Source organism: Staphylococcus sp. HMSC034C12 (assembly GCF_001835895.1).
GTDB classification, from domain to species: Bacteria; Bacillota; Bacilli; order Staphylococcales; family Staphylococcaceae; genus Staphylococcus; species Staphylococcus hominis.
The window spans coordinates 1-9,778 of sequence record NZ_KV826344.1 but is presented as its reverse complement, the minus strand read 5'-3'; the positions used below and the strand labels follow the sequence as shown (position 1 = coordinate 9,778).

Sequence of the window (9,778 nt, the reverse complement as noted above, 5' to 3'; positions counted from 1 at the left end):
TTATATAATTCCCACTAATTGGGGTCAGTCCAATAATGTCATGGCTTTTTATATTGAAAAAACATGCGATAATTTGTTCCCAAATGTCCTTATAGTTGTACCAATATCTGTAATAGAACACTAGAAACTTGGTTTAACCTTTCCTTTTCGTAAATAAATGTAAAGATATACCATAAGGATCTCTTACATAACCATAACCTTCAGTATAGAACTCTGGGCTGAATGCTTTTAATACTTCACTGCCTTTTTCTATTAACTGGTCATACACACACTTAGTTTCTTCTACATGGTCAAAAGTAATACAAAGCGATATATTATTACCTTGGGTTATAGGTAAACCTTCGGTATCATCCGCAATCATAATTTTTATATCTCCAAATTGAAGTACACATTGATCAATTTTATTTAAATCTTTTTTATCGATATTAAGTTGCTTATCTGTCGGTCTATCCTTGATACGTTGGATATACAGTGTTTTAGCGCCAAACAGCTCTTCATACAACCTTTTCAAACCATCTGCATTTTCTATAATTAAAAAATAGGGACTTACTTGAAAATTCATAGTTTTTCCTCCTTAAATTTGTTATAAATAAGTATATACTGTATTAGTGTCACCTATTGATACTAAAAGGGGAATAATAATGAAAAAATCTGTTAGATTATATCATATGATTGAATACTGTAATAAAAAAAGGAATTTCAAGTTAAATGATTTAATGTCAGAATTTAATATTTCTCGTAGTACTGCTTTAAGGGATATAAAGGAAATTGAAGCATTAGGAGTGCCTTTATATAGTAGTACAGGGAAAAATGGCGGTTATATGACCATAGGTAATCGAAACCAAACGAAAATAGCAATCACAGACGAAGAATTGAAAGCTTTAGTATTTACACTTTCAAGTATCTCCAATGTTAGTAAGTTACCTTTTCAAACAGAATATCAAGAAATATTAAAAAAGTTATATAATAATTCGAATAAAAAAGAATTGATAAACCAGTATAATGAGATATTTCAATATTTTAATGAAGATACATATCAGTTCAAAAGTTATAAGATATTTAATGAAATCATTAGATTAACAATTGGTAGTAAGTCATTTAAAATCTGTTATTCACAAAACTACTTGAATGGTCAATATAAAGGTATTGGTATCTTATATAAAAATCAAAAGTGGTACTTCGTTGTTGTTAATATAGAATCAAAATTAGTGAAGTTGTTAAATATTTCTAAAATAAAAGAAGTATATGAAATAGGAGAAACTCAAGAATGTAATGAAATAACTATGCAGAATTTTCAACAGTTCATGATTGAAAACGAAAATACGATTGATATACAAATTAGAAGTAATATTATTGGATTAAATATCTTGAAAGGATACCTATGGAGTGACTATATGATTGAAAATATTAAAGAAGAGACATATTTGTTTAAATCAAAAGTGAACACGAAAGATATAGATTTTATAGCTAAATTAATAGTCACATGTGGTGCCAATGTCAAAGTAGAATCTCCTATTAGTTTGAAATATGCTGTTAAAACTGAATTAACCAAAATAATAAGTATGTACTAATAGCAAATTAATCTTAATTTTGATGAAAAAAGGTGGTAGTGCTACAGCATACATAAATAGTTATAATTAAATAAAGATGGGTCAATGAAGGTGAATTAAGTGAATAAAAATATTACAGCTCTAAAATCTACTGAAAATACTACATATATGCAGTATACGGTTCATATCGATGATCAAATTATAAATAATATAAAAGAGTGTACCAAAAAGTTTAAAATTTTGCCTATGGAAGATAAAATTCCATTATCACCGTTGTTACAACCAGAATATGCAGGAGAGGTACAAGATTTTATTAGTACATATGAGCAGTTTATGATTAATTTTGGTAAAGTAATATTGGATAGTCAAGGCATAAAAATACAGTTTGAAAGTGAATCATTAAGCAGTATTCAACGAGGCATTCAAGAACATTGTTATTTAAATAAGCGAACAAATGACATTGATGTGACTAAAGAATGGTATTTATGCAAATTTTCAAATCAAACATTAGAAGAGGATAAAAATCAATTGTATAATGCTTTAAAGCAACTCATGAATGATTCTAAAAATAAAAAGCAAGCTTTTCAAGAGGTGTTTAAGGTTTATATTGATATTTATCTCTACAATAAAGAAAAATCTGAATATAAGTATCAAGTATCTAGTTATTTCAATCTTGTAAAAGAAAATCCTAAAATAACTTATAAAAAAAGACATTTACAAGAGAAACAAGGAGTCAAGGGTACAACTTTCACGAACAAATTAAAATTATTGAACAAAATGTATGGTGTAGATGTTGCAAAATATCAGCCATTTTATAATTCTAATAACCCTGAATATGAAAGAGGTCAATTTGGTGAAAGATACATTTCTCAAAGATCTAACTATGAATTTAATAGACTTCAATATCAAATTATAGATATATTATCGAAAATACTTGATAAGCATCCATTACCAAAGTCAGATAATAATTATAAACATATTCCAACTATTGAAAAAGTAATACTAAGTGAGGATTCTCATAGTTTTTATGAGTATTTTGAAGATATAATGAAAGAAATTGTAAGTATGGAAAATTCTTCTTTAAAGGAAAAATTATTGACTGATTTTACATATCAATCTCAATGTAGATGGTACTCTGAAAGTGAAAAATTAAAATTGCAACTTGAAAGTTTTATGCATAAAGTTTTGGAGAGCAATTATTATGAGGGTAACAAATTATATAGAATGTTGTCTCATGCAATTGAAGAAACAATCAATGAGGCTGATGAAGATAAGGTTCATTTCAATTATTTTAAAGATTATTTTTTGACAGACGGTGGGGTGAAGAATTGGGAGCAAATTAGCGAGAAAATTACTGAATTCAATGGTAAAGTTATTAACGATATCCAAAATGAATATAATAAGATTCAATTTAATAACGCAAATCGAAATCAGAAACTAAACTTTAATTATTTATACCATTGCTTTGAGTTTAGTAATAACTTAGTAAAAGCAAGGGTAAATGGAAATAGAGGTTACATTTTATATTTTGTAGATAAATATAAAATAAAAATGCCCTTTTTGGATCAATTATTAATCAATTATTTGAATCAAGAAATAGGTCAGGAAAGTATTAATTATAATATGCAAACATTGTTTGAAAAAGAAAGATATGATAGAAGTAGTACCATTGAAAAATTAGTAGCAACAAGCAAATTTAAGTATGAAAAAGATGATTCAGATTTATTCAAACAACTTTTCAATGATGTTGAAAATTCAATAGACAGATTAGGTATTTACTTACTAAATAATGGTATAAATTCGAATGATGAAAATGCAAGATACTATAGATCGTTTTTAAAGGAACTTAGTAGAATAAAAAGTAAATTAACGCCATTTTCTCTTGAAATAAGTAAGTCTAGCGGAAGAGAGCAACATTATCCTGATGATGCTGTTGATGATAAAGATGAGAGAAGAAAAAATAAAGAAGAAACATATCATGCTTTTGATGATAAAAGCGATATTGACTCCAAATTAAAGAATAAAATAAATGTTTCTATCGATAATTTATTGTCAGTTAAAATTAGGAGTAATTTGTATGATATTAGTCCAAATACAAAAAAACAATAACTATAATGAGCCAACTCAAGAATGAGTTGGCTTTTTAATTGTAATTTTACGCTTCCATTACAGAAATCAATGTTATGGAAGCCATTAAGTAATTAATTTGAGCCATATATATTATAGATACAACGTTGTGATGTTCACACGATAATCAACCCGGGAGATTGTTGTGTAATAACTTATAGAAGGAGCAAAACACTATGTATCAAACAAATACACGTGATTTAATTACAAAATTGCCTCAAAGCAATAAAACAGAACACTTTTTAATGAATAAATTTTCAAATCAAGATAAAGTTCAGCAGCTACAAAGACAAATTAGCCAACAGCTAGATCAACAATATAATGAGCTTTTGGCTAATGAAAAAGCTAAGCTAGACCAATACGTGGAAGTACACCATAATTTAGAACCATTAAAGAAAGAGATTGAATCAGAATCTATTAACCTTGATACCGATAAATTACCTGATATCAAAGCGACAATGCTTGAAAAGGCTAAGAACGATGAACATTCTGATAAAATCGAACAGCTATTTGATAGATTAGATCAGTCATTAAATGGTACGAATCGATTATATACGCAATTATCGTTGATTGGCACACGAACACATCGGATCACAACGAAAAGATTTAATGTTCAAGGCTTACCTAAATTAGTCCAACAAACGATTTTACCTTCGCAATTTAAAAAGGTTTATACAATAGATTTTAAATCATTCGAACCATCAGTTGCTGCGTATATGACACAAGACGAACAACTGATTAACTACTTGAATCATGAAGAAGGGTTATACGATGCATTACTGAGAGACTTATCTTTGTCAAAAGAGAAGCGCGTGAGTGTGAAACGTGCATTTATAGGGTCATTTCTTTTTGGCGGTCGTTATAGTAGTTCTAAATTCAAAATCAATCAAGAGGTTAGTGAAATTAACTGGCTACAAGTAATGAGCAAATTCAAGAAGGTCATTGAATTTAAGGAGCAAGTCGAAAAATATAAAACAATGCCTACGCCTTATGGCATTGAACATGATATGAGCGCATTTCAAGGTAGTAGTATTATGGCAATTTACGTACAAACGGTAGCGAGCTATATTTTCAAGCACATTTTGTTGGAAGTGTACAAAACACAGTGCGAACAAAAAACGTTCAAGATTATAGTGCCGATACACGATGCGATTATGATTGAATGTAATGATAAGGAGATTGCACAAAATGTAGCACAGCTCATGAAAGATACAGCTAATCAACTGTTTAATGGTGAATTTGCACATGTGACAGTGGAAGCTTTAGGAGGTATAGACAATGAATAATGATAGAGGAAAAAGTCTTCAAATTCCCCAAAGTACATCGTTAAAAGAAGGATCTATATACGTTGCTACATTACATTCTGTGACTGAGACAGATTACTCAGACGACATAAAACATCAATTTACGTATGAAATAGAGATAGATCAACAAATATTCTATGTGAACCGTAGTGTTGTGGTCAATGCGACACATCAACAATTATCAATTAATGACTGGCTCGAACGTCATAGTAACTATAGCGCAAGTCATGAAAACTATGAGCCTTATATTGATCAGAAACATTTAATTCTATTAGGTCAATATAACGGTAACTATTATGTACAAGATGTAGCATCGTTAGATGTGTTTGGAGGCGTATTATCATGAATCATATATTACAAATGTTATCTAAGCTATTAAGTGTGGCTAAGGAGGCAATCGACCGTCAAGGTCTGATTGCTATCCTAACCATTAGTGTTGGTAATGACGATGAAATAGAAGAAACGGCACAGGGTGAAACAGTTTATAACGAACTTGTCGATAAGTTACAACTTAACATCCCTAAAGATAGGGATTATAGACCTAATATCTATAGCTATTTTGGTATTAAGAAGAAACCAAGTGACACAATATTAATAGATATGATGATAAAAGTTTTTCATATCAAACGCTTTAATTCAGAACTGTATATATTCAAAATTAATGGTTGGCAAAAGCTAAATGAAGACGAATTGCAAGGATTTGTATCAAAAATGATACAAGTACTGTTAATCGGTTATACACCTACGCAAAGTGTACTGAAAAATGTGGTTGAAGGTCTACAGAAATCGTCAGATATAGAAGAACTTAATGAGGATAAAAATTATATTGGTTGTGGGAGAAACATGTTTAGTTTAAAGACATTTAAAGTGGTTGAAAACGATATAAAAATCTTCCCTAAAACACGTTTAAATCTGATGTTAGACAAAAGCGATATCATAACAGATAAAGTACCTTCACATTTCAAACAATATATGCTAGAACTTGCTAATTTCGATTCTGATTTACAATACTTTCTTTTCCAACATACAGCGGTGTTACTCACTGCAGATACTAAACTACGTCGTGGACTTATTTTGTATGGAACTGCAAAAAATGGGAAATCGGTCTATATCAAATTAGTTAAGTCATTCTTTTATAGTAATGATATCGTATCTAAAACACTTAATGAACTTGGCGGGCGTTTCGATAAGGAAAGCCTAATTGGTAAACGAATTATGGCAAGTGATGAAGTGGGGAAAGCTAATGTTGATGAAGCAACTGTAAATGATTTCAAAAAATTACTATCTGTTGAACCAATTCATGCTGACCGTAAAGGAAGAACGCAAGTAGAAGTTACGTTAGATTTAAAACTCATTTTTAATACGAATGCTGTACTCAATTTTCCATCATCACATGCAAAAGCATTAGAGCGTAGAATTGCTGTTATTCCATGTGAATATTATGTTGAAAAAGCTGACCCTGACTTAATTAAAAAGTTACAGGATGAAAAGAAAGAAATCTTTCTTTACTTGATGTATGTGTATAAGCAAATTGTAAAAAATGATATCGAGTACCTCCAAAATGATCGTGTTACTGAAATTTCTCATGATTGGTTAAATTTTGGATATGAATTTGTTTCTAGTAAATCAGCAAGTATTGCACATCAGAAAGCGTGTATTAATTTACTCAGAAAACTTATAGAAATCAAATCAGGATCACGAATCAAAGTATCCCAGTTAAATAAAGTTATTAATGAAGAAATAAAGGTGAGTTCTCAGGTTATTAATCAGTTAATTCAAGCAAACTTTGATACTCAAACCAAACTATACAATGGCTACGATTATTGGATTGATTTAGGTTGGAAAGAAGCCAATAAAAAAGAGATTCATGATATTTCGGAAAAAGATAATATTATTTCATTAGATAAAAATGAAAATATAACAGACGATGAGGCATTAGATGAAGAGAATTTGGACTTTGATTGGGAGGACTTTGACGATGAATAATGAACAAATTGAAGCATTTGTAGAAGTGCTTGTGCCTATCATAGAAGAACGTATCAATAAAGGTAAGTAATCTAATTACGTACTACAGGCAGTTGCCTGTAGTACTCATATGATTAAGTGGTAAAAGTGATAAAAATGAAACGAAATTATAAATATATATTATCTATATGTTGTTACAAGACCGATGGTCTGTAGCAATAATCTAATAAAAGGAGCGGTATGATATGAAGGGTAAAATTGCACTTTATTCACGTGTTAGTACGTCTGAGCAGTCAGAACATGGTTATTCTGAAAAGGAGCAGGAACAACTACTCATCAAAGAAGTTGTGAAAAATTTCCCAGGTTATGACTATGAGACATATACTGACTCAGGCATTTCAGGTAAAAATATTGAAGGTCGTCCGGCAATGAAACGTCTATTACAAGATGTTAAGGATAATAAAATCGAAATAGTGTTAAGTTGGAAATTGAATCGTATCTCACGATCAATGAGAGACGTGTTTAATATTATTCATGAATTCAAAGAGCATGGCGTAGGTTATAAATCGATTTCTGAGAATATTGATACATCCAATGCTTCTGGTGAAGTTTTAGTTACAATGTTTGGATTAATAGGATCAATCGAACGTTCAACACTGGCCAGTAATGTCAAGATGTCGATGAATGCTAAAGCACGGAGCGGAGAGGCAATCACCGGTCGTGTTTTAGGCTACAAATTATTACTTAATCCATTGACACAGAAAAATGATTTAGTTATTGATGAAAATGAAGCTCATATTGTACGGGAAATCTTTGATTTATATTTGAATCACAATAAAGGACTTAAAGCAATCACGACAATTCTAAATCAAAAAGGATATCGCACTATTAATCAAAAACCATTTTCAGTGTTTGGCGTGAAATATATTTTGAATAATCCAGTCTATAAAGGTTTTGTTAGATTTAATAACCATCAAAACTGGGCAGTTCAGCGAAGAGGTGGTAAAAGTGATGAAAATGATGTGATATTGGTCAAAGGTAAGCATGAAGCCATTATAAGTGAAGATGTATTTGATCAAGTTCATGAGAAACTAGCTTCTAAAAGTTTTAAACCGGGTCGACCTATTGGTGGAGATTTCTACTTACGTAGCCTTATTAAATGTCCAGAATGCGGAAATAATATGGTATGTCGACGGACTTATTATAAAACGAAAAAGTCAAAAGAACGGACAATCAAACGCTATTACATTTGTTCATTATTTAACCGTTCTGGGAGTTCTGCTTGTCATAGTAATTCCATCAATGCTGAAGTCGTCGAACGCGTAATCAATGTTCATTTGAATCGTATTCTGTCTCAATCAGATATTATCAAGCAGATTGCGTCAAATGTGATCGAAGAACTGAAACAAAAGCATAGTAAACAAACAGAAATAAAATATGATATTGATAGTTTAGAAAAACAAAAAGCAAAGATTAAAACACAACAAGAACGATTGTTAGAATTGTTCTTAGATGATCAAATGGATAGCGAAATGTTAAAAGCTAAACAAAGTCAAATGAATCAACAGTTAGAAGTATTAGATCAACAAATTAAAGAAGCGCAACAAGCAAATCAATCACAGGATGAAATACCCAATTTTGATAAATTAAAAGGACGACTCACTTTGATGATAACACGATTCAGCGTGTACTTAAGAAAGGCTACACCCGAAGCTAAAAATCAACTTATGAAAGTGTTAATTGATTCAATTGAAATTACGACAGATAAACAAGTAAAACTTGTAAGGTATAAAATTGACGAAAGTCTTATCCCACAATCCATTAAAAAGGATTGTGGGAATTTTTTTATGCCTAAATTTAACTTTGTGATAAATGTCACAAATGAAAATAGGATTGAAAATTTATCACTTTTACCACTTTTTTAGAGTGACAAAAGTGAAGGAATTTTGAAATATTTTATAAATATATATTTTATTTATGGAGTACACATTATTAATTAAGGAGGTCATTATAATGACGCTAAGCAAACAACTTAAAACGTATATTACTGAACGATTTAAATTAAATTATCAAGAAACTTGGGCTTGTGAAACCGTAGACGCGGTGGCTGAAGATGTATTACCTGAAAAATACATTAAAAATAGTCCACTTGAACATAAAATTTTAAATACTTTTACCTATTACAATGATGAATTACATGAAATCAGCATTTACCCTTTTTTATGTTATCTAGATAAGGAATTAGTAGCAATAGGTTATTTAGATAATTTTGATTTAGACTTTATATTTTTAAATGATACTCATCAAATTATTATTGATGAACGCTACTTGTTACAAAAAGGGGGCCAGTAATTATGAATTGGATCAAGGTCGCTCAACTATCTGTCACAGTTATCAATGAAGTCATTGAGATCATGAAAGAAAAACATAATGGAGAAAAATAGTATGAAAATCAATCGATACATCACAAGAGGAATTAATGAAAGTATTCCACTAGACCTTCAAATCTTACTTTGGAATATGGTAAAAGAACGGGACAATCAACCTCATACAGATTACCTACACATTTTCAAACTACAAGAAGATGATAATATGTTGTCAATTACACATGAACAAGAACAGCCCGCATACAAGTTAGAATATCATTATACAAACTATGTAAAAAATCAAAACGCAATACCTAAGAAAGTCTACGTCATCCGAGAAGATGATGTAGACGTTTTTTATTATGTGATGCTTTTACCAGAAGAATACTAAAAAGGAGGAACAAATATGAAGACAATTAAAAGTACCATACGCACAGAAGCTATATTTAGCAAGGATGAAAAACAC

General features: G+C 30.2%; 9 protein-coding genes. 8 read left to right on the top strand and 1 reads right to left on the bottom strand.

The window, feature by feature from the left end; translation table 11 throughout:
* Nucleotides 1-133: 133 nt before the first annotated feature.
* Entirely contained in the window at nt 134-562 is a 429-nt protein-coding gene (locus HMPREF2629_RS08895) for a VOC family protein (protein WP_002490405.1), read from the bottom strand.
* Nucleotides 563-641: 79 nt separating this feature from the next.
* Here HMPREF2629_RS08895 and HMPREF2629_RS08890 point away from each other — a divergent pair, with 79 nt between their 5' ends.
* The 8 genes from HMPREF2629_RS08890 to HMPREF2629_RS08855 all read left to right on the top strand — a co-directional run bounded on the left by HMPREF2629_RS08890 (nt 642) and on the right by HMPREF2629_RS08855 (nt 9,703).
* Nucleotides 642-1,571, top strand: coding sequence for a helix-turn-helix transcriptional regulator (locus tag HMPREF2629_RS08890; protein WP_070813303.1), 930 nt, complete (start codon nt 642-644; stop codon nt 1,569-1,571).
* Between the two features lie 99 nt (nt 1,572-1,670).
* The gene (locus HMPREF2629_RS08885; protein WP_070813302.1) at nt 1,671-3,659 is read left to right on the top strand and encodes a hypothetical protein; all 1,989 of its coding nucleotides are present in this window, start codon (nt 1,671-1,673) and stop codon (nt 3,657-3,659) included.
* Nucleotides 3,660-3,853: 194 nt separating this feature from the next.
* On the top strand, nt 3,854-4,963 hold the full coding sequence (locus HMPREF2629_RS08880) for a DNA polymerase (protein WP_070813301.1): 1,110 nt from the start codon (nt 3,854-3,856) through the stop codon (nt 4,961-4,963).
* Nucleotides 4,956-5,327: a hypothetical protein gene (locus HMPREF2629_RS08875; protein WP_070813300.1), complete on the top strand. Its 372-nt coding sequence runs from the start codon at nt 4,956-4,958 to the stop codon at nt 5,325-5,327. Before HMPREF2629_RS08880 ends, HMPREF2629_RS08875 begins: the two co-directional genes overlap by 8 nt.
* The gene (locus HMPREF2629_RS08870; RefSeq protein ID WP_070813299.1) at nt 5,324-6,967 is read left to right on the top strand and encodes a DUF5906 domain-containing protein; all 1,644 of its coding nucleotides are present in this window, start codon (nt 5,324-5,326) and stop codon (nt 6,965-6,967) included. The genes HMPREF2629_RS08875 and HMPREF2629_RS08870 overlap by 4 nt, the downstream gene beginning before the upstream one ends.
* 224 nt (nt 6,968-7,191) lie before the next feature.
* Entirely contained in the window at nt 7,192-8,871 is a 1,680-nt protein-coding gene (ccrC, locus tag HMPREF2629_RS08865) for a cassette chromosome recombinase CcrC (protein WP_070813298.1), read from the top strand.
* A gap of 88 nt (nt 8,872-8,959) precedes the next feature.
* The gene (locus HMPREF2629_RS08860; RefSeq protein ID WP_070813297.1) at nt 8,960-9,298 is read left to right on the top strand and encodes an SAUGI family uracil-DNA glycosylase inhibitor; all 339 of its coding nucleotides are present in this window, start codon (nt 8,960-8,962) and stop codon (nt 9,296-9,298) included.
* Nucleotides 9,299-9,391: 93 nt separating this feature from the next.
* A complete protein-coding gene (locus HMPREF2629_RS08855; RefSeq protein WP_070813296.1) occupies nt 9,392-9,703 on the top strand; it encodes a DUF960 domain-containing protein in 312 nt (103 codons plus the stop codon).
* Nucleotides 9,704-9,778: the final 75 nt, after the last annotated feature.

What these genes read in the sequence shown, in the direction of transcription:
- HMPREF2629_RS08855 (WP_070813296.1), top strand. Translation starts at nt 9,392, where the DNA reads ATGAAAATCAATCGATACATCACAAGAGGAATTAATGAAAGTATTCCA.
- HMPREF2629_RS08870 (WP_070813299.1), top strand. Translation starts at nt 5,324, where the DNA reads ATGAATCATATATTACAAATGTTATCTAAGCTATTAAGTGTGGCTAAG.
- ccrC (WP_070813298.1), top strand. Translation starts at nt 7,192, where the DNA reads ATGAAGGGTAAAATTGCACTTTATTCACGTGTTAGTACGTCTGAGCAG.
- HMPREF2629_RS08890 (WP_070813303.1), top strand. Translation starts at nt 642, where the DNA reads ATGAAAAAATCTGTTAGATTATATCATATGATTGAATACTGTAATAAA.
- HMPREF2629_RS08860 (WP_070813297.1), top strand. Translation starts at nt 8,960, where the DNA reads ATGACGCTAAGCAAACAACTTAAAACGTATATTACTGAACGATTTAAA.
- HMPREF2629_RS08895 (WP_002490405.1), bottom strand. Translation starts at nt 562, where the DNA reads ATGAATTTTCAAGTAAGTCCCTATTTTTTAATTATAGAAAATGCAGAT.
- HMPREF2629_RS08880 (WP_070813301.1), top strand. Translation starts at nt 3,854, where the DNA reads ATGTATCAAACAAATACACGTGATTTAATTACAAAATTGCCTCAAAGC.
- HMPREF2629_RS08875 (WP_070813300.1), top strand. Translation starts at nt 4,956, where the DNA reads ATGAATAATGATAGAGGAAAAAGTCTTCAAATTCCCCAAAGTACATCG.